At 63.3% G+C, this 19,056-nt stretch carries 16 protein-coding genes; 7 read left to right on the top strand and 9 right to left on the bottom strand.

The features are described 5' to 3' along the window. Position 1 precedes the first annotated feature (1 nt). From NKJ28_RS05520 to NKJ28_RS05480, 9 genes are all read right to left on the bottom strand, one after another. On the bottom strand, positions 2 to 1,081 hold the full coding sequence (locus tag NKJ28_RS05520; RefSeq protein ID WP_023676037.1) for an ATP-binding protein: 1,080 nt from the start codon (positions 1,079 to 1,081) through the stop codon (positions 2 to 4). A 20-nt stretch (positions 1,082 to 1,101) separates the two neighbouring features. Beyond that, a complete protein-coding gene (locus tag NKJ28_RS05515; protein ID WP_352634429.1) occupies positions 1,102 to 2,226 on the bottom strand; it encodes a DUF5691 domain-containing protein in 1,125 nt (374 codons plus the stop codon). 305 nt (positions 2,227 to 2,531) lie between these two features. Further along, positions 2,532 to 3,932: an SWIM zinc finger family protein gene (locus NKJ28_RS05510; protein WP_352634427.1), complete on the bottom strand. Its 1,401-nt coding sequence runs from the start codon at positions 3,930 to 3,932 to the stop codon at positions 2,532 to 2,534. 192 nt (positions 3,933 to 4,124) lie between these two features. Continuing rightward, positions 4,125 to 5,405 carry an amylo-alpha-1,6-glucosidase gene (locus tag NKJ28_RS05505; RefSeq protein ID WP_352634425.1) on the bottom strand — a complete coding sequence of 427 codons (1,281 nt, stop codon included), beginning with the start codon at positions 5,403 to 5,405 and terminating at the stop codon, positions 4,125 to 4,127. Between the two features lie 32 nt (positions 5,406 to 5,437). After that, complete coding sequence (locus NKJ28_RS05500; protein WP_352455248.1) at positions 5,438 to 6,478, bottom strand: ABC transporter ATP-binding protein; 1,041 nt, start codon at positions 6,476 to 6,478, stop codon at positions 5,438 to 5,440. 21 nt (positions 6,479 to 6,499) lie between these two features. After that, entirely contained in the window at positions 6,500 to 7,342 is an 843-nt protein-coding gene (locus NKJ28_RS05495; protein ID WP_023676032.1) for a carbohydrate ABC transporter permease, read from the bottom strand. Next, positions 7,339 to 8,184 (bottom strand): carbohydrate ABC transporter permease, encoded by an 846-nt coding sequence (locus tag NKJ28_RS05490; protein ID WP_352634423.1) that lies wholly within the window; start codon positions 8,182 to 8,184, stop codon positions 7,339 to 7,341. Before NKJ28_RS05490 ends, NKJ28_RS05495 begins: the two co-directional genes overlap by 4 nt. Positions 8,185 to 8,259: 75 nt before the next feature. Further along, positions 8,260 to 9,528 (bottom strand): ABC transporter substrate-binding protein, encoded by a 1,269-nt coding sequence (locus tag NKJ28_RS05485; RefSeq protein WP_352634421.1) that lies wholly within the window; start codon positions 9,526 to 9,528, stop codon positions 8,260 to 8,262. 36 nt (positions 9,529 to 9,564) lie between these two features. Beyond that, complete coding sequence (locus tag NKJ28_RS05480; protein ID WP_352634419.1) at positions 9,565 to 10,608, bottom strand: LacI family DNA-binding transcriptional regulator; 1,044 nt, start codon at positions 10,606 to 10,608, stop codon at positions 9,565 to 9,567. 229 nt (positions 10,609 to 10,837) lie between these two features. Here NKJ28_RS05480 and NKJ28_RS05475 point away from each other — a divergent pair, with 229 nt between their 5' ends. The 7 genes from NKJ28_RS05475 to NKJ28_RS05445 all read left to right on the top strand — a co-directional run bounded on the left by NKJ28_RS05475 (position 10,838) and on the right by NKJ28_RS05445 (position 19,051). After that, positions 10,838 to 11,812: a sugar-binding transcriptional regulator gene (locus tag NKJ28_RS05475; protein ID WP_352455242.1), complete on the top strand. Its 975-nt coding sequence runs from the start codon at positions 10,838 to 10,840 to the stop codon at positions 11,810 to 11,812. A 44-nt stretch (positions 11,813 to 11,856) separates the two neighbouring features. After that, entirely contained in the window at positions 11,857 to 13,302 is a 1,446-nt protein-coding gene (locus NKJ28_RS05470) for an ABC transporter substrate-binding protein (protein ID WP_352455241.1), read from the top strand. A gap of 152 nt (positions 13,303 to 13,454) precedes the next feature. Continuing rightward, a complete protein-coding gene (locus NKJ28_RS05465; protein WP_352452414.1) occupies positions 13,455 to 14,378 on the top strand; it encodes a carbohydrate ABC transporter permease in 924 nt (307 codons plus the stop codon). Between the two features lie 9 nt (positions 14,379 to 14,387). Further along, the gene (locus NKJ28_RS05460; protein ID WP_023676025.1) at positions 14,388 to 15,245 is read left to right on the top strand and encodes a carbohydrate ABC transporter permease; all 858 of its coding nucleotides are present in this window, start codon (positions 14,388 to 14,390) and stop codon (positions 15,243 to 15,245) included. A gap of 4 nt (positions 15,246 to 15,249) precedes the next feature. Beyond that, the gene (locus NKJ28_RS05455) at positions 15,250 to 16,368 is read left to right on the top strand and encodes an ABC transporter ATP-binding protein (protein WP_023676024.1); all 1,119 of its coding nucleotides are present in this window, start codon (positions 15,250 to 15,252) and stop codon (positions 16,366 to 16,368) included. Next, a complete protein-coding gene (locus tag NKJ28_RS05450; RefSeq protein WP_352455240.1) occupies positions 16,365 to 17,489 on the top strand; it encodes an ABC transporter ATP-binding protein in 1,125 nt (374 codons plus the stop codon). The genes NKJ28_RS05455 and NKJ28_RS05450 overlap by 4 nt, the downstream gene beginning before the upstream one ends. Beyond that, complete coding sequence (locus NKJ28_RS05445; protein WP_352590274.1) at positions 17,489 to 19,051, top strand: FGGY-family carbohydrate kinase; 1,563 nt, start codon at positions 17,489 to 17,491, stop codon at positions 19,049 to 19,051. Before NKJ28_RS05450 ends, NKJ28_RS05445 begins: the two co-directional genes overlap by 1 nt. Positions 19,052 to 19,056 lie beyond the last annotated feature (5 nt).

The following is a 19,056-nucleotide window of genomic DNA, read 5'->3' as shown; positions in this document are numbered from 1 at the left end:
GTCAGATCGCTGCGTTCAGCGCCGCGTAATAGCCGGCATAGTCGGCCCGCTTCTTGAGCACGGTTTCCAGATATTCCTCCAGCACCACCTTGTCCTGCACCGGATCCTTCACGATCGCGCCGACAAGGCTGGCGGCGAGACCTTCGGCGCCGAGCTTGCCACTGTCGAACCACGCCGCCTGGCTGAGCCCGCCAACCATCGTGGCGATCGCTTCTGCGGTCGACAGCGAGCCGGAAGGCGTCTTCAGCGTCACCTTGCCGTCGGCAGTCGCGCCGGAGCGCAATTCGCGGAAGATGGTCAGCACACGGGCGATCTCCTCGCCGACATTTTTCGGCACCGGCAGGTCGAGTCCGCCAGCCATCTCGTCGACCCGTTTGGAGACGATCGCCACCTCTTCGGCCATGTCTTCCGGCAATGGCAGCACCACGACATTGAAGCGACGCTTGAGCGCCGAGGAGAGCTCGTTGACACCTTTGTCGCGGTTGTTTGCCGTGGCGATAATGTTGAAGCCGCGCTGGGCGTAGATCGAGGTGTTCAATTCCGGGATAGGCATCATCTTTTCGGAAAGCACGGTGATCAGCGTGTCCTGCACGTCTGAGCCCATGCGGGTCAGTTCCTCCAGCCGGCAGAGCTTGCCGTTCTGCATGGCTCGGTAGAGCGGCGTCGGCACCAACGCTTCCTGGCTCGGGCCCTTTGCCAGTAGCTGCGCATAGTTCCAGCCATAGCGGATCTGGTTCTCGTCGGTGCCGGCCGTGCACTGCACGATCAGCGTCGAGTCGCCCATGATGGCGGCGGCAAGATGTTCAGACACCCAGGACTTGGCGGTTCCGGGAACGCCGAGCAGCAAGAGTGCACGGTCGGTGGCGAGCGTCGCTACCGCGGTTTCCATCAACCGGCGGCGACCGACATATTTTGGCGTTACCAAGGTGCCGTCACCGGCCTTCCCGCCTAGCAAATAGGTCAGCACAGCCTGTGGCGACAGGCTCCAGCCGGCAGGCCTCTGCCGGTCGTCATCGCGCGCCAGCGCCTGCAATTCCGAAGCGTAGGCCTGCTCGACCGGGAGGCGGATGGCTGCGTTCATTTTGCTGTTCTCCGGATTGGTCATGTGTTGGTTCCAGGCCCCGCCAGTGATGCGTTGAGACGTAGAAGCCCGAGTGAAGGAGCCGCGGGCGGCACGCCCGCCGCGACCATGTCGTCGATCAATTTCGCTGCCGTGGTCGCGGTGGCAAGGAAGCCGATCGTCTCCAGTACATCGTCGAGACCCCGCCGCGCGGCGTCGTCTTTTCCGCCGGCGGCGGAACGCAGTGCGGCGAGCGCCTGTCCATTCGTCAGGTCGTCCCATTCCAGCCAGTCGACATCGATGCCTTCCGCCAGGTTGATCATGCCAAGATAAGTTGTCTCCTTGAGGATCAGCCTGATGAGGACACGCTTTCTGCTGCTGTCCAGGCGCGGCATGAGGTGAAGCACGAACAGCGCCGGTTTGCCGCCTTCGGCGATAAGTGTATCCGCCATCTGCGTAAGGGCGGCTTCGCTCCCTGAGGCGGCGACCATTCGTGCGATCAGGATGTCGGCTTTATTGTCGGCACCGAATTGCCAGCCTCCTATGAATTCGGCTTCCGTAGTGTTGAACCGTTCGGCAACCTCGACGAGGTTGCATATCTCGAACAGTTCGGCGCGGCGTTGCTCCTGCGCTTGGGATTTTAGTTTTGCTGGAGTGTAGATCGTCCGGCGGCGGATGAAGCCCGATCTGCCTTCAGTGATAAAGGCGGCGAGTTCGGCTACGGGATCGTCCGGTCCACCGTCGCTCGGGCGAACGTGCTCTCCTAATCTTGCCAGCAGCCGGCCAGCCAGTTCGCGCACCTTGCCGGACCTGTCGGCGGAAAGGCTTTTCAGGAAAGGCACGTCCTCGGCACTCAGGCCGAAGCGCATAAGCTCGACCAGCGCAAGTCTGACTTCCGCCGGTTCGCCCGACGCCTTGGCTTCGATCAACATTCGAGCCGATGTCGGGTCAGTACGGCGCATATCGGCAAGGGCCAAGCGTCGCGCGGCGGGATAGAACTCATCCCAGTTTTCCGCAGTCAGTTTCTCTTGTGGGGCAAGCCTTTCCCCGTTCATGCTTGCTTGCCAGTCTACCCATGGTGCGTAGACGTCAGGGCTGTTCTGATCCGAGGGCATCCAGTCCATGGGATGGAGCACAAAGCCGCGGCTGGCGACGAGCGCCGCCACGCGTGCCTTTCGCCTCGCGTCGGCGGCGTGCTTCAGAGCGGCTCTCAACAACGGCCGAAATCGTGCCGGCAGAATGGGCAGGGCAAGTCTGGGCAGCGGCGGACGACGCTTGAGTGTCGTCGGCGCGGCCGGCCGCAGCGCGACGTCGAGTGCTTGTGCTGCGATTGCCAGGAGCCGGCGCTCCTGTTCGTCGGGACTTGCACCGCCGGCGATTGCCTTCCATCCGGCCGGAGCCAGATCGAACGTAGCACCGCCGGTGATCCAGCAATCGCGCATTGCCGCCAGGCCTGTTTGCTCGCTTTCGTTCACGCCAGATCAAGCCTCCCGAACTCGCTTTGCGCCGCCAGAAGCTCAAGCCGGGCGCCGTTCCAGAGCGCTGCCGTGGCTGCAAGGTCGAGGCCGAGCAAGGTTTGATCTACCGCGCCGGCGATCGGCAAGGCGATCCCCTGCGGTTCATCCTCCGCCTGCCACCATGCCGTGCCCCGATCGTCGAGCAGGATAGCACCGGGCGGCAGCATGAGGGGACAATCGGCGATCCAGGGCGCGGCGTCCTGATGGGAAGCATGCGTGGCGAGCGGATCCTTCGCGGTGCCAAAAGCAAAATCGGGCCACGCGCCGGGCACAACCTCCCCCATGCGCTCCACCACGAGGGCGCGGAGCGGCAGGCGTGATGGATAAAACACCAGTCGGGCATTGAAACGGTCGCCTGGTGCAAAAGCGTTGGACCGGCGCCCGGCCGAAGCCGGGAAAAAGTCGAGCAGCACGGCAAATTGCGGGGTGGCGCTTTTCAAATCGAGCAGCCAGGTCGAATGGCTGACCAGACCATCGCGGCGGCTCTCGATCTTCTCGCCGAGAACTTCCCAGAGGCTTTCAACCTGTCTTGCATCCGGACTGCTGAGAACCTGTTGGCGGGGTTCCGACGTTGATACGAGGCGCTTCAGCTCGGGGTCGTCGGGCTCCGACCGCCACGCCTTGGCCAGCAGCACGAGCTTGCCGAGCTCGCGGATTGCCGCATCAGACCGTTCCTCGCTGCGCAGCGCCATCAGCCGCGACGGAATCTCGTCGATACGGCCGGCGAGCGCGGCTGCCTTCATATCGACCAGCCGCGCAGCAATCCGCCGGCAACGGTCGCTGCTGGCGTCGACAAACCCGGACAGACCGAGCCGTAACTGGTCGGCAATCCACTGGTCAAGCTCATCGAGCCCAGCCGACACTGCTTCTCGTGTGCTTTCCGCCCGCTTGCGCTGCGCCGCCTCGCGACGCTCCAGCGCCGCGATGTCTTCAATGGCGGTGCTCTCGTCGGCTTGTGAGGCTTCGCCGATGCGCTTGGCTTCCGCACCGGGTACCGGTTGCGCCGGCTGTGGCGTTGTCTTCCTGCGTCGGCCAAGCCAGTCATTCACCCATTCCGGCGTGGTATTGGCAGCGGCAAAACTGGCTGGCGCGGTGGCGGCAATCCACATCAGGGCCAGAGTGTGCTTGCATGGGAATTTGCGCGAAGGGCAGGTGCATTTGTAGCCGTGATCACCCGTGTCGACCACCACTCGATAAGGATTGGAGCCGGAGCCCTGGCATTCGCCCCAGATGAGCGCCTGCTGCTCATGCTTTTCGAGCCGCGGCCAGTTCGTTCGTTTGGTGAGCTTGGAGGCGGCGCTCAGCGACGCCTGATCGGGAGCAAGCGCCTCAATGGTTTTCAGATCGAATTCCAAGCCGCGCTTCTCCCCGCCCCGACGCAGTATAGATAGCGGTTTGTGAAGAATTATTATAGCTCTGGCATGGTGAAGATTGGCATGCCTTGGCCCTGTTTTGATGGGCCGGGACATGCCTCAGACGCAAATGGGGTCGACTGTTATTCGGCAGACAGAACGGGCTTTGGTAGCCGGCGGCCTAGGCGGAAGCGTTCAGGCTCTGCCCTTCAGGAACTCGATCACCATTGCCGCGGTCCAGGTGAAGCGATTGCCGCCGAGCGGCTCGCCGCTGAGGGGATCGTAATATTCGGCAAAACCGCTCTCGGCGATCAGCTCGAGACTGGATTGCGTGATCCGTTGTGCGATTTGGCTGTGGCCGGCGGCGGCAAGGCCGTCGGCGATCATGTAGTTGACCACCAGCCAGACCGGGCCGCGCCAGTAGCGCTTTGGGTCGAAGCGCCCATCCTCAGGATCGTGCGACGGGACGATGTAACGCGCTTTGCCGGCGATGCGCTCGATCGTTGCAGCGATGGTCGCTGCCCGGCTTTCCGGGATGGCCGAAAATACCGACAGAATGCCGCCGACCGACGCGCTGTCAACATGCTTTCCGGCCACTCGGTCGAAACAAATGTACTGGCCATGCGCGTCGCTCCACAGCCGTTCCATTGCCGAAAGCCCCTTTTCGGCACGGGCGCGATTGGCTTCTGCGATTTCGGTTTCGCCAAGTGCCTCGGCGAGATCGGCAAGGTCGGCGGCGGAACGGATCAGGATGGCGTTGAAGCCGGGATCGACGACCTGGAATGGCGAGGCATCGTGCAGCCGGGCATTATCCCAGCCAAGCCCGCGGAAATGCTGCAACAGCCAGACATAGCGGTCATACTGTGCCTTGGTTGGACGATGCGCCGGATCGGCGTGCAGGATGTCGCGGCGGGTGTAGGGCTCGACGCCTTCGGTCGGCACGCGCTCGAACGCCTCGTCCCAGTCGATCGAGTTGTCGCGGCCGGACTCCCATGGGTGGATTATGGCGACCAGCCCTTCGCCGTCCGGGTCGCGATTTTCGTAGAACCAGCGGTGCCAGGCATCGATTTTCGGCAACAGCGCGCGGGCGCGCTCGGCCGCCAGGGCCTTGTCCTTGGCCTGGTCGAACAAGCGGCGCACGGCAAAGCCGGCGACCGCCGGCTGGGTGATGCCGGAGGTGGCAGTCGGGCGGTTGGTTCGCCAGACCTCCGGCCCGGGGAAATAGCCGTCGCTCCAGACATGGAAGACGATGTGCGGCACCATGCCGTCTGGCCATTGGTGGGCGAACAGCGTGTCGATCTCGGTCCAGGCGCGCGCCTCGTCATAGTGGGCAAGGCCGAGCGCGGTCAGGCAGGAATCCCAGTTCCACTGAAACGGGTAGAGCCCCTTGGTCGGTATGGTATAGGTGCCTTGGTCATTTTCCCTGAGCACCTCGACGGCGCGGGCGATGGTTTCGTCGACAGCAAGAGATATCATCGGGGCGTTCGTACTTTCAGAATCGAAGGGGATCAAAGGGCGTTGGTGGTTTCGGGATCGAACCAGCGGATGCGATCGGGTTTGGGCGAAAGCCGCAAGTGATCGCCGACGGCGACCGTGGCATTCGATTCGAGGATGGCGCGGAACAGGCCGCCCTCGACGTCGCAGGTGACCAGCGTGTGCGGTCCGAGCGGCTCGACAACGCGCACGGTGGCGTTAATACCTTCGTTGCCGGCGTCCACATCCTCGGGGCGAATGGCGAATTCTATCGTCTGCTTGTCCGATTTGGGGCCGGGCAGCGTCAGCCCGGCGACGGTCCAACTGCCGTCGGCCGTCTTCGTCGCCGGGATGAAATTCATCGGCGGGTTGCCGATGAAGGAGCCGACGAAGCGGGCCGCCGGATTGCGGTAGACCTCTACCGGCGAGGCGGCCTGGACGATACGGCCCTGATGCATGACGGCGATGCGGTCGGCGAGGCTCATCGCCTCGACCTGGTCGTGGGTAACGTAGATGGTGGTGGTCTTGGACGCCGCGAGCACACCTTTGAGCTCGGCGCGCATTTCGAGCCGCAGCAGCGCGTCTAGGTTGGACAGCGGCTCGTCCATCAAGATCACGTCAGGCTCCATCGCCAGGGCCCGGGCCACAGCCACGCGTTGGCGCTGACCGCCGGAAAGCTGGCCCGAATAGCGCTTCAAAAGCTGTTCGATATGCATGAGCTCGGCGGTGCGGTTGACGCGCCCGTCGACCTCCTGCTGCGGCAGCTTCTTCATGCGCAGGCCGAAGGCGATATTCTCGAATACCGTCAGGTGCGGAAACACGGCGTAATTCTGGAACACCATGGCGATGCCGCGTTCGCGCGGCGGCAGATGGTCGACGCGACGGCCGCCGATCCAGACCTCGCCCTGGCTTGGCGTTTCCAGCCCGGCGACGATCCTCAGCAGCGTGGTCTTGCCGCAACCCGAGGCGCCAAGCAGCACCATGAATTCCTGGTCGGCGATGGTCAGGTCGATCGAATGCAGCGCGGTGAAGCCGCCGAAACGTTTTGCCACCTGCTTGATGACGATCTCAGCCATCGGCGTTCTCTTTTGTGCGCGTCATCGGTTGGCGATCCCCCACATGGCGAACAGATATTTGCGAACGGCGAAGATGAAGATCAGCGCCGGAATGACCAGTGCCGCGCCACCGGCAAATTTGAGGTAGAGCGGCGATTCGCCGAGGCTCTGCAACAGGAAGGCGGTCAGCGTCCGGTTCTCTATGGTGAGCACTGCGGCAGCAAACACCTCGTTCCAGGAGATGGTGAAGGCAAACACCGCCGACGCCGCGATGCCCGGCAGCGCCAGCGGCAGAATGACTTTTCGGAATGCCTGCAATCTCGTGCAGCCGAGCGTCCAGGCCGCCTCCTCCAGCTCGACGGGAATGCCGGAGAACAGCGAGAAGGTGATCAGCACCGCAAACGGCAGCGCCAGCGTGGTGTGGACCAGCGCCAGCCCGATCGCGGTGTCGTCGAGGCCGGTGCGGATGAACATCACCGCCAGCGGCAGCGCCAGCAGCGGCAGCGGGAAGGCGCGGGTCATCAGCACAAGGAAACGGAACGTTTCCTTGCCCGGGAATTCGAAGCGCGACAGCGCGTAGCCCGCGGGTGCGCCGAAGCCGATCGAGAGGAGCATCGTCAGCGTGGCGACGAGAACGGAGTTCCACAGCGCCTTGGCGACGCCGGCGAAATTGATGAAGAAAGAAAGGCTGCCGAAATCGAATGACGGGAAGAAGCGCTTGGGAAAGGCGGTCACCTCTTCCGGCGACGACAGCGCGTTGACGATCAACAGATAGATCGGCAGCAGCACCCAGACGCAAAGCAGGATGACCGTTGCGACCAGCAACCAGTTGCCGGCTTTGCGGGCCTCAGGCGCGGCAATCGAGAGCTCCGCGACAGTGCTCATATGCGAGTCTCCTTCGGCACACGCAGCACCCGCAGGAAGAACAGCGTGAAGCCGATCGAGATGGCGAGGATGAACAGCGCCATGGCGGCGGCGACATTGTGGTCCTGCAGCGTGAACTGCCAATTGTAGGTCTCGCCCATCAGCACCGGCAGATTGGTGCCGCCGAGTGCTGCAACCACGGCAAAGACCTCAAAGGCAAGGATGACGCGCAGGATGATCGCCGTCTGCAGGCTTGGGCGCAGCAGAGGCAGCGTGATCTTGATGAAGCGCTTCCACGGGCTAGCGCCAAAAACCTCCGCCGCCTCGTAGTATTCCCGGGGGATCAGCCCCATGCCGGCGACCAGAATGACCATCATGATGGCGGTCGCGCGCCAGATCTCGGCCAGCGCCACGGCGATGAAGATCGTCAGCTTGCTCTGGTAGCCGAGGAACATAACCGGCCTGTCGATGACGCCGAGATTGGAGAGCAAGGTGTTCAGGAAGCCGGACTGGTCGAAGATGGCGAGCCAGATCAGCCCGGCGGCGAGATCGGATATGCCGAGCGGAATAGCGAAGATGTAAAGCGCAGCGCTGCGCCCGGCTTCAAGCCGCGACACCACCGTTGCCATCAGCAGCGCCATCACCAGTTGGATCGGCACGACGATGGCGCTCAGCAGCAGCGTATTGCGGACAGTGACCGGAAACTTCCAGCTGCCCGCCATGGTGCGGAAATTGTCGAGCGTAAAGCCGCCGTCGCGGGTGAACGCCTCGAAGGCGACCAACACGAACGGGTAGAGGAAAAAGACACAGAGGAACAGCGTCGCCGGCGTCAGCAGCAGAGAGGGCAGGGCCTTGCTGTGCATGGAGCGCTCTCTATTCGAAGCTTCAAAAGGGGTGGGCGCCCGGCGCGCTGGAAATCCGGACGCCCGGGAGGATTCTTAATCGACCGGGCAGGCGCCTTGCGAGGGCTTGTCGGGCGCCCAGCATGGCGCCTTTGCCTGGTCGATGATCGCCTTCAGCGCCGTCGCCTGTTCGTCGAGCACGCCGTGCACATCCTCGCCGCCGAGCACGATGCGCTCGAAGCTGTCGGTGTAGACCTGGTTGAACTTGCCGCCGAGGCCGCCAAGTCCCATCGGCAGCAGCGCCGGCAACGCATCGGGAGCTCCGGTCATGGTGGCGATCACTGGGCTGAAGGCCTTCACCGAGGCCGGCATCTCGTCGGGCAGCTTGACGTCGACGATGGGAAAGAAGTTTGTCGCCTTCAGCGTCGCGATCTGGGTTTCCGGTTTCAGCATATAGGCGACCAGCGCCTTGGCCTTGTCCATGTCAGGCGAGGTCTTCGGGATAGCGACACCGGCCACCACCGGCATGTAGCCGCGGCCTGCCGGGCCAGCCGGCGCCGGGAAGGCGACAAACTCGTCGGGTTTCTGGTTGAAGGCGTCGGCGAGGCGCGCCACGTGATCGAATGCCACCCAGACTTCGCCGGTCAGCAGCGGCTCCTGCATGAAGGCATAGTTGGTCGAATTCGGGTTGGTGTATTGCCACAATTCCTTGAACTTGTTCCACGCCGTCTCGGCCTCCGCCGAGCGGAACTTCGTCACCATCGAGCCGGTATACGATGGAAGGAGAAAACCCTCGAAGAAACGGTGCTTCAGCCCTTTCGGGCCGGCCGGAAAACCGAATTTGGGGGAACCGGTCTTTTCAGCGATGTTTTTCGCCCACTCGATCAGTTGGTCATAAGTGATGGTGTTGAGATCGGTACCGGCCGGCAGATATTGCAGCGCCTGTTTGTTGGCCGCCATCAGAAAGGTGGCCTGCATCCATGGCAGGTACTTCTGCTCGCCGGTGCCGAGCATGCCGAGCTTCTTGTAGGTCTCGTTGACCTTGACGCGACCGAGATCGATGCCAGAGAGATCGACAAGGTTCGCGCCGACGGTGGAGAAGTCTCCGTGCAGGCCGCCGAGCACGCCTATGGTGCCGGAACCGGCCTGCAGTTCGGCCTGAAGGCGGGTAAGCCAGGGCCCGTCCTCGGCGACCTGATAGTCGACCTGGCCGTCAAACCCGTTCAGCACTTCGCTGCGCATCTTCTGTGTCTCTTCCACTGGTCGCGCCTGTGTCGACCAGAACAACACCTGCTGGGCTTGTGCTGCGCCGGCAGCAAGCGACAACGCCAGCACCGCACCTGCCAATGTCCTCAACGCATTCATCGTCGTCTTCCTCCCTGGTTGTGCGCCGCTAAGGCGTCAGTTCCGTCCTGTGGGTGCCGGGCCATGGCTTGCCCGCGAGACAAGTGTCGGCCGGACCAGCCGCGTCAGTGGCGCGTCCGGCCTGTCGCCGATGACGGTCAGCAGCATCTCGCCGATCTCGCGCGCGCACCGGCGGATCGAGGCGTCGAAAGTGGTCAGCCCCGGCGGCGCATAGGCGGAGGCGGCTATGTTGTCGAAGCCGATCACCGAAAGGTCGCGAGGAATGGCAAGTCCGGCGCGCCCCGCCTCTTCCATCACAGTCAGCGCCAGCTCGTCGAACAGCGCGACAATCGCCGTCGGCCGCTCGGTGGCGTGCAGAAGCCGGATGATTGCCTGGATGCGGGCACCGCGATCGAAACGCGGCGCCGTCGCCACATCGAGCCTGACGGACGGATCGCCCCGGCGGGCGATCGCCGCGGCGAGCCCGTCCTGTCTGAGATGGCGAAATGTCATCGGCTCGGAAATCGTCACCAGGCCGAAATGGCGGTGTCCGAGATCGTAGAGCATGTCGAAGGCCTCGCCGAATGCGTGCGCGCCATCGGTATCGAGCCAATGGTAGGCAAAGTCGCCGTCGAGCAGCCGGCCATGCGCGACGAACGGGAAATTGCGGTGACGCAGATAGGCAAGCCGCTCGTCGACCTCGGCGATGCGGGTGACGACGACCCCATCGGCGCGTCCGGATTCGACGACATGGCGAAGCACGGAAAGTTCCGACTGGCCCTGCGCCGCTGCGGCCAGGATCAGGTCGGAGCCGTGCGAAACCAACCCTTCGCCGAGCCCGGTGACGAATTCGCCGAGGAAGGAATCGACCAGATTGGGGCCGCGGATCGGAAGCACCATGCCGACAAAGCCGCTGCGGCCGGAGACCAGCGTGCGGGCTGCGGTGTTCGGCACATAGCCGGCCTGATGCGCAGCCTCGGCGACACGTTGGCGCGTTTTCAAGGCAATTTGCTCGTGACCGGCAAGGGCGCGCGAAACGGTGGTAATCGACAGGCCGAGCTGCGCAGCAAGTTCCTTGAGGGTGGTAACGCGGGCCGGCATCGTTCCTCCCGAACGAAGTTTTGAAAACGTTTGTAATCACTTCAAGCGAAATTGCAAACGTTTTAAATGGCGCGCGGTCGGTGTTATTTCTTGCCCGTTGGTTAGCGCGGCCCTATTCGGCCCCGGCCGGCAAGCTCCTGGCCGGAGATTTAAACGCAGCGGTTGCTTGACTCGGGCGACGCCTTGTGAAAAATTTTGCAGCAACTGATAAAAATATCAAAGGGCGGAAATGGTTGGTTTTGGCAACGGCCTGCTGCGCGACGATGAGACCGGCATGGCAGCCCGTGCCGCCTGGCTTCACTATGCCGGCGGCCTGACCCAGTCGGAGGTCGCCAAACGGCTTGGCCTGACCAGTCTCAAGGCGCATCGCCTGATCACCAAGGCCAATCAGGAAGGCCTGGTCAAAGTCTACATCGACGGCGAAGTCTCAGAATGCGTGGAGCTTGAGGATGAGTTGTCCGGCCGGTACGGCCTCGACTACTGCGAGGTGGTTCCGGACTTCGATGCCGAAGACCTGCCGCTCAAGGCGCTCGGCATTGCTGGCGCGCAGTTTCTCAAGCGCGAGATCGAACGCGGCGAAGAGGCGCTGATCGGCGTCGGCCACGGCCGCACGCTTGCCGCCTGCGTGGAATATCTGCCGCGCATATCGGCCGGCAGGATCCGTTTCGTCTCGCTGCTTGGCGGCCTGACGCGCAAGTTCTCGGCCAATCCGCATGACGTCATCCACCGCGTCGCCGAGCGGACTGGTGCGGAGGCCTATGTGATGCCCGTACCGATGTTCGCCAACACGGTCGAGGATCGAACGGTGTTGCTCGGGCAGAAGGGCGTCAGCGATGTCTTCGACCTCGCCAAGACCGCCGACTTGCTCATTGCCGGCATCGGCACCGCCGAGCGTGAGGCCTCGCTTGTCGCCACCGGCATGATCGAGAAGGGCGAGATGGAGGAGATTCGCCGCAACGGCGGCGTCGGCGAACTGCTCGGCCATTTCTTCGACGATGCCGGAAAGGCCGTTGCGACGACCCTTTCCAACCGGGCGCTGGCACTGGCGCGCGAAGACATCAGCAACCGCAGGATTGTCGCCGTCGCCGGCGGCAAGGTGAAGGTTCGCGCCATCAAGTCAGTGCTGGAGGGCCGCTATCTCAAGGGCCTGATAACCGACGAGCGGACGGCGCGATCGCTCGTGGAACAGACGCCGGTCGGGTAGCCGGCAACCATTTCGTTGAAACTACCCTGTGGAGGAGAAGAGAAATGCATGAGAAAGAGAAAGACCTCATCGACGCATTCCTGCGTGGACAAGTCGACCGCCGTGGGCTGATCAAGGGCCTCGGTGCAATGGGCCTTGCCGCCAGCACCGCCGGCACACTGCTCAATTTCGGGCAGACCCGCGCCCTGGCGGCTGATTTCGACTGGCAGGCGCATAAGGGCAAAACCATCAAGCTGTTGCTCAACAAGCATCCTTACGCCGATGCGATGATCGCCAACCTCGACAATTTCAAGAAGCTGACCGGCATGGAAGTCGTCTATGACGTATTCCCGGAAGACGTCTATTTCGACAAGGTTACCGCCGCGCTGTCGGCCAGCTCGCCCGAATACGATGCCTTCATGACCGGCGCCTACATGACCTGGACCTACGGCCCGGCCGGCTGGATCACCGACCTCAACGAATGGATCAAGGATCCGGCCAAGACCAACCCGAAATATGCCTGGGACGACTTCCTGCCAGGCGTCAAGAACTCCTGCGCCTGGAACGGCCAGCCGGGCGGCGCGCTCGGTTCGGCGGACGCCAAGCAATGGTGCATTCCGTGGGGCTTCGAGCAGAACAACATCACCTACAACAAGGGCATGTTCGACAAGGTCGGCGTCAGCGTTCCCGGCAATATGGATGAGATGGTCGCTACGGCGGCGAAGCTCACCAAGGACGTCGGCGGTGGCGTCTACGGCATCGGCGTGCGCGGCTCGCGCTCCTGGGCAACGATCCACCCGGGCTTCCTGTCGGCCTACGCCAATTTCGACCAGAAGGACCTGAACGTCTCGGCTGACGGCAAGCTGTCGGCCGCGATGAGCACCGCCGAATCCAAGGCTTTCCACAAGCAGTGGGTCCAGATGATCCAGGAGAGCGGCCCGAAGGACTGGTCGACCTACACCTGGTATCAGGTCGGCACCGATCTCGGTGCAGGTGCTTCGGCGATGATTTACGACGCCGACATCCTTGGCTACTTCATGAATGGCGGCGACAACAAGATGGCCGGCAAGCTCGCCTTTTCGGCATTCAAGGCCAATCCTGCCGCCAAGGCGCCGACGCCCAATATTTGGATCTGGTCGCTGTCGATGTCCAACTTCTCCAAGGACAAGGACGCCACCTGGTACTTCATGCAATGGGCATCCGGACCCGAGCATGCATTGTTCGGTGCGACCAAGATGGACTTCGTCAATCCGGTTCGTCAGTCGGTCTGGAACGACGAGATGTTCCGCGAGAAGCTGAACAAGAGCTATCCGGGTTATGTCGAGATGTTCGACGTCTCGGCGCCAGGCGCCAGCATCAAGTTCACCCCGCAGCCGCTGTTCTTCGATCTCACCACCGAATGGGCGGCGACGCTGCAGAAGATGGTGGCCAAGGAAGTGCCGGTCGACGAGGGCCTCGACAAGCTGGCCGAGAGCATCAACAGCCAGCTCAAGGAAGCCGGGCTCGGCTAAGCCGCGGCCAAGGCTGACCCGTCCGCGGGCCAGCCTTTGAGATGTGATACGTTTGCGACGCGGTCCCGAAAGGTGCCGCCTGCTCGCCCGACCGGCCGCCTTGCTCCCTTGGGCGGCCGGGACGGCGAAGCAACAGGATGACGGAGCAGCCGATGACTGCGGCGACAATACAAAGAAACAGGCCGTCGGGCTTCAGGATCAGCAAGCGGGTGCTGCCCTATCTCCTCAGCCTGCCGGCTCTGCTGGTCTGCATCGGCATCCTGATCCCGTTCCTGACGTCGGTGGTCTATTCGTTCCAGCGCTACCGGTTGAGCCAACCCTGGGCGCGGCAGTTCAACTGGGGCGACAACTATATCTCCTTCTTCACCGACCCGAAGTTCTGGAACACGCTGGAGATCTCGCTGCTCTACGCCGGCATCACCGTTGTGCTTGAACTGCTTCTCGGTCTCGGCATCGCCATGCTGCTGCAAAAGCGCTCGACGCTGAACAACTTCATCTCGATCATGCTGCTGATGCCGCTGATGACGGCGCCGGCGCTCGCCGCGCTGATGTGGAAGCTGATGACCAATCCCGGTTTCGGCGTGCTCAGCTATCTCGCCAGCCTGATCGGGTTGCAGGATTTCCGCTGGGCCTCGTCTCCGTCGACGGCACTGCTCACCGTCGTTCTTGTCGACATCTGGGTCTACACGCCCTTTATCATGATCCTGCTGCTTGCCGGCCTGCGCAGCCTGCCGACGCAGCCCTTCGAGGCGGCAGCACTCGACGGCGTGCCACGCAGCTTCGTCTTCTTCCGCATCACACTGCCGATGCTGACCCCCTACATCTTGACGGCGACCTTGTTCCGCCTGCTCGATTCGATCCAGCAATTCGACATCATCTACGCTATGACCCAGGGCGGTCCGGGCGACACGCTGACCGTGTTCCAGGTCGAGGCCTATCTCAATTTCTTCCAGTCGACCAATGTCGGCCGCTCGGCGGCACTGATGATCATCCTGTGGGCGATCACCTATTTCCTCTCGAACATTTTCATCAAGAACTGGCTGCGGCTGCGCGAACGCGCCCGCGGCCAGGCATAGGAGGCTGGCGTGGAACACACCTCGCTTCTCGAACGCATCCTGCGCGGCATTGCCCTGGCGCTGGTCGTGATCTTCTTCATGTTCCCGATCGTCTGGATCCTGATGATGTCGTTCCAGACCAACGAGACAATCCTGCGGATTCCGCCGCAGCTTGTCTTCGAGCCGACGCTCGCCAACTACACTGCCTTGATCACCGGCAAGCTGATGACGGCGGCCGGCACGCTCGATATCGCCTTCATGCGCAACCTCTGGAATTCCGTCTTCCTGTCGGTCACCTCGGTTGCCGTCGCGTTGCTGCTCGGCGTTCCGGCGGCCTACGCCTTTGCGCGGCACAAATTCCGCGGCTCGGAGGACATTGCCTTTACGCTGCTGTCGTTCCGGTTTGCGCCGGCGCTGCTGGTGCTCCTGCCGCTCACCCTCTATTTCCAGAAGCTCGGGCTGGCCAACACCTATATCGGGCTGATCTGGGTCTATCAGCTGATCTGCCTGCCGTTGATCCTGTGGATCGTGCGCGGCTATTTCGAGGACATTCCCGCCGACATCGAATACGCCTACCGCATTGCCGGACATTCCTGGTTTGCCACCTTCCGCAAGATCGCGCTGCCGCTCGCCGGCCCAGGCATTGCCGCTGCCGGTCTGCTCGCCTTCATCTTTGCCTGGAACAATTTCGTTTTTGCGCTGGTGCTCGCCTCGGCCGACAAGCAGCCGGTGACGGTCGGCGCGCTCGCCTTCATCACCTCCTCGGGCATCCAGTACGGCCAGATCTCGGCGGCGATCGTGCTGTCGATCACGCCAACGCTGGCGCTCGCGCTCTATGCACAACGCTATCTCGTCGAAGGCCTGTCGCTTGGCGCGGTGAAAGGATAGTCCGATGGCAAGCCTCGAACTGCGAAACATCGTCAAGCGCTATAAAAGCCAGACTGTTCTCGACAATCTGTCGCTGACCGTCGCCGACGGCGAAACGCTGGTCCTGTTCGGGCCGTCCGGCGCCGGCAAGACCGTGCTGCTGCGGCTGGTGGCCGGCGTCATCGACCCCGACGAGGGAAAGATACTCATCGGCGGCGAGGACATGACCGATCTCGACGCCGAGTTCCGCGGCGTCGGCATGGCATTTCAGAACTTCGCGCTGTTCCCGCATATGACGGCGTTCGATAACATTGCGACGCCGCTGCAGGCGAAGCACTCATCGCAAGGCACGATAAAGACCGGCGTCGAGAGCGTCGCCAAGCTGTTGAAAATCGGCCATGTGCTCAGCCACAAGCCACGGGCGCTGTCCAACGGCCAGAAGCAACGCACCGCACTTGCCCGCGCCCTGGTCGGCTCGCCGCCGCTGCTGCTGCTCGATGATCCCTTGCGCAACGTCGATGCCAAATTGCGCTTCGAAATGCGGCTGGAATTGCCAAGACTGCTGGCGGATCGTGGCGCGACCGTCATCTACGTCACCCAGGACTACAAGGAAGCGATGGCGCTCGGCGACCGCATCGCGGTGATGTCGCAGGGCGTCGTCAAACAGCTCGGCACGCCCGAGCAGATCTACCGCGAGCCGGCCAACGTCGAGATCGCCCGGCTGTTCGGCGATCCGACCATCAACCTTCTGGACGTCAAGCCGGCGCGGGACGCCAAGGGCATCTATGTCGGCCTGTCCAACGTCCAGGTCCATCTTGCCGGCGCTCATGAGGCGGCGGTCGGCCGCGACTGCGTGATCGGTTTGCGGCCGGAGGCGCTGGCGTTTGTCGATGAACGCACGCCCGGCGCCATCCCGGTGACGGTCGAGGCCGAGACGCCGCTCAACGAGAAGATCGTCACGCTGGTGCGCACCGTGCGTGGCCGTGAAATCCTGGTTTCGCGTCCTTCCGGGACACCGGGCCAATCCGAGGGCAAGGTCTACATTGCCGTCGACAGTAAAAGCGCCCTTTTGTTCGATCGCACAAGCGGCGAGCGCATCGGCTCGAAAAACGTCGTCAATTTGCGCAGCGGAGAAGCGGCATGAGCCCGACCGCAATCACCATTTCGGGCGTCGACAAGTTCTACGGTCCGATCGACCGCGGCGTACACGCCGTCAAGAACCTGACGATGGAAATCGCCAAGGGCGAGATCGTGGCGCTGCTCGGCTCGTCCGGCTGCGGCAAGACCTCGACATTGCGCATGATCGCAGGCTTCGAAGAGGTCTCGCGCGGCACCATCGCGGTTGCCGGCCGCAAGGTGCACACGTTGCCGCCGGTCAGGCGCAACGTCGCAATGGCCTTCGAGGGCTATTCGCTCTACCCGCCGCTGACCGTGCGCGAGAACATGGCCTTCGCCCTCAAGGCGGCCAGGCTGGCGAAGAGTGCGGTCGATGCAAAGGTTGCCAACATCGCCAAGCTGCTCGAGATCGAGGACATTCTCGAGCGCTATCCGAGCTCGATCTCCGGCGGCCAGCAGCAGCGCGCCAGCCTCGGCCGGGCGCTGATCCGCGAGGCCGACCTGCATCTGCTGGACGAGCCGATGGGCCAGCTCGAGCCGCAGCTTCGCGCCGTGCTGCGCGGCCGCATCAAGCACTTCATCAAGGAGCGCGGCCTGACCGCGATTCTGGTCACCCACGACCAGACCGAGGCCAATGCGCTGGCCGACCGCATCGCCGTTATGGAGGGCGGCGTGCTGCAGCAGTTCGATACGCCTGACAGGCTCAAGGAGCGGCCGGCAAACCTGTTCACCGGCACCTTCGTCGGCGAGCCGCCGATGAATGTCTTCGAGGCCTATGTCGGCACGGCTGCCGGCAAGATCAGTCTCAAGCTGCCCGACGGGCTTTCGCTCGACTACGACAAGGATGCGTTCAGCGGCCCGGTTCGCGACGAATTGCTCAACCGCCAACGCGTCGTCATCGGCGTCAGGCCCTATGCCGTGCGCCGCTCGAAGGATGGCGTCCCGGCCATGGTTTCGGCCAATCAATGGCTTGGCGACCAGACCCATATTGCCGCCGATTTCGCCGGCGGTTCGCTGGTTCTGGTCGAACATGACCGGACGCGCCTGGAGCTCGGCGCACCGATCAAGATCAGCATCGATCCGAAAAACCTGCACGTCTTCGATCAGGCGAGCGGCGACGCCATTTCGCACGGCACGGAGCTTGCTTGATGCAGGATGTGCTGATCGGCATCGACGCCGGCACGTCTGTCATAAAATCCGTCGCCTTTGACACGGCGGGCAGGCAGATCGCGTCCGCCGCGCTGCCCAATAAATACGAGACACTGCCGGGCGGCGGTGCCGAGCAGGACCTGACACGCACCTGGGCCGATACCGCGACGACCTTGCGCGAGCTTGCCGACAAGGTGCCGGATCTCGCCAGCCGGACCATTGCCATCGCCGTGACCGGGCAGGGCGACGGTACCTGGCTGATCGACAAGGATGGCGAGCCGGTTGCCAAGGGCTGGCTGTGGCTCGACGCGCGCGCTGCCGCGGTCGTCGAGGAGATCCGCGCGCGGCCGGAGGACCGGCTGCGCTTCGAAAAGACCGGCAGCGGGCTCGCTGCCTGCCAGCAGGGATCGCAGTTCGTGTTCATGAAGCGCCACATGCCCGCGATGCTTGCCAATGCAGCGACGGCGTTCCACTGCAAGGACTGGCTCTATTTCAAGTTGACCGGCCACCGCGCCACCGACCCGTCCGAGGGCACCTTCACCTTCGGCGACTTCCGCACGCGCGGCTATTGCGATGATGTGCTCGAGGTACTCGGCGTCACCGATCTCCGGCATCTGTTGCCGCCCATCGTCGATGGCACCAGGCAAAGCACCTCGCTGTCGGTGGCAGCAGCCGATGCGACCGGCCTGCTCGCCGGCACACCGGTCGTTCTGGCCTATGTCGATGTCGCCTGCACGGCGCTTGGCGCCGGCCTGTTCGATCGCGAGCGCAAGCCGGGATGCTCGATCATCGGTTCCACCGGCATGCATATGCGGCTTGCCGAAACACCGGACGAGGTGCTGCTCAACGAGGCTGCAACCGGCTACACGATGACGATGCCGGCACCCGGCGTCTTTGCGCAGATGCAGTCGAACATGGCGGCAACGCTCAATATTGACTGGGTCCTTGGCCTCGCCTCCGGCATTCTCGCCTCGCAAGGGATTACGCGGACCAACGGCGAGATGATCGCGCTGGTCGACCAGTGGATATCGTCGTCTGAGCCAGGCTCGCTGCTCTACCAGCCCTATGTCTCGGAGGCCGGCGAGCGCGGGCCGTTCGTCGATGCCAATGCCAGGGCCGGCTTCATCGGCATTTCGTCCAGGCACGGCTATGCCGACATGGTCCGCGCGGTGTTCGAGGGGCTGGCTTTCGCGGCACGCGATTGCTACGCCGCCATGGGGCCACTGCCCAAGGAAATCCGCCTGACCGGCGGAGCGGCCAGGAGCCCGGCTCTGCGCAAGATCCTGGGTGCTGCGGTCGGCGCCGACATTCGCACCAGCGAGCGCGAGGAGGCCGGTGCTGCGGGCGCCGCAATGATTGCTGCGGTCTGCGTCGGCCAGTACGCATCGATGGACGATTGCGTCAGTGAATGGGTCACGCCTTTGCTCCGTGCGGCCGAGCCCAGCGACCGGAAACTTGCCGGTGCCTACGAGGCGATGGCCCCATCCTACACATTGGCGCATGAGGCGCTGCGGCCGGTCTGGCGTTCGATGGCCGCGTCCAGGCAAACCGACGTGAATTGAGAAGA

The organism is Mesorhizobium sp. M0145, assembly GCF_040322355.1.
Lineage (GTDB): Bacteria > Pseudomonadota > Alphaproteobacteria > Rhizobiales > Rhizobiaceae > Mesorhizobium.
Note: the sequence above shows the minus strand (reverse complement) of the source record. Positions and strands in the feature narration are given on the sequence as shown.

Coding starts and splice junctions, on each gene's coding strand:
- NKJ28_RS05485 (WP_352634421.1), bottom strand. CDS start 9,528: ATGAATGCGTTGAGGACATTGGCAGGTGCGGTGCTGGCGTTGTCGCTT.
- NKJ28_RS05505 (WP_352634425.1), bottom strand. CDS start 5,405: ATGATATCTCTTGCTGTCGACGAAACCATCGCCCGCGCCGTCGAGGTG.
- NKJ28_RS05495 (WP_023676032.1), bottom strand. CDS start 7,342: ATGAGCACTGTCGCGGAGCTCTCGATTGCCGCGCCTGAGGCCCGCAAA.
- NKJ28_RS05480 (WP_352634419.1), bottom strand. CDS start 10,608: ATGCCGGCCCGCGTTACCACCCTCAAGGAACTTGCTGCGCAGCTCGGC.
- NKJ28_RS05470 (WP_352455241.1), top strand. CDS start 11,857: ATGCATGAGAAAGAGAAAGACCTCATCGACGCATTCCTGCGTGGACAA.
- NKJ28_RS05465 (WP_352452414.1), top strand. CDS start 13,455: ATGACTGCGGCGACAATACAAAGAAACAGGCCGTCGGGCTTCAGGATC.
- NKJ28_RS05490 (WP_352634423.1), bottom strand. CDS start 8,184: ATGCACAGCAAGGCCCTGCCCTCTCTGCTGCTGACGCCGGCGACGCTG.
- NKJ28_RS05500 (WP_352455248.1), bottom strand. CDS start 6,478: ATGGCTGAGATCGTCATCAAGCAGGTGGCAAAACGTTTCGGCGGCTTC.
- NKJ28_RS05455 (WP_023676024.1), top strand. CDS start 15,250: ATGGCAAGCCTCGAACTGCGAAACATCGTCAAGCGCTATAAAAGCCAG.
- NKJ28_RS05450 (WP_352455240.1), top strand. CDS start 16,365: ATGAGCCCGACCGCAATCACCATTTCGGGCGTCGACAAGTTCTACGGT.
- NKJ28_RS05520 (WP_023676037.1), bottom strand. CDS start 1,081: ATGAACGCAGCCATCCGCCTCCCGGTCGAGCAGGCCTACGCTTCGGAA.
- NKJ28_RS05475 (WP_352455242.1), top strand. CDS start 10,838: ATGGTTGGTTTTGGCAACGGCCTGCTGCGCGACGATGAGACCGGCATG.
- NKJ28_RS05445 (WP_352590274.1), top strand. CDS start 17,489: ATGCAGGATGTGCTGATCGGCATCGACGCCGGCACGTCTGTCATAAAA.